We start from the raw sequence: 234 nt of genomic DNA, 5'->3' as shown, positions 1-234 counted from the left end.
AGGCCGGGGCGCGCCAGAGACCCAGTCCGCCGAGCAGACCGGTGGCGGCGAGGCCTTTGACGAAGGTGCGTCGCGAAGTTCTGTGCATCCGCTGGTTTCCACGCAGGTGGCAGGACGGACTGCGCGAGCCTGCGCAGCCGGGAAGTCGCGGCCCCGCCTGGGCGGTGCGGCGATGCGGACACCCTAGCGGCGCGCGCCTGTCGGCAAGCTGTGGGGAAGATTACTGTGCTGTCA

1 protein-coding gene is annotated in these 234 nt (G+C 70.5%); it reads right to left on the bottom strand.

From position 1 onward, the window contains the following. Positions 1–88: twin-arginine translocation signal domain-containing protein (locus ACLJNW_RS28685; RefSeq protein ID WP_134486877.1), on the bottom strand; the 88-nt coding region annotated here is incomplete at its 3' end. Positions 89–234: the final 146 nt, after the last annotated feature.

This window comes from Salmonella sp. SAL4457, from assembly GCF_046548235.1.
GTDB lineage: Bacteria > Pseudomonadota > Gammaproteobacteria > Enterobacterales > Enterobacteriaceae > Salmonella > Salmonella enterica.
Note: the sequence above shows the minus strand (reverse complement) of the source record. Positions and strands in the feature narration are given on the sequence as shown.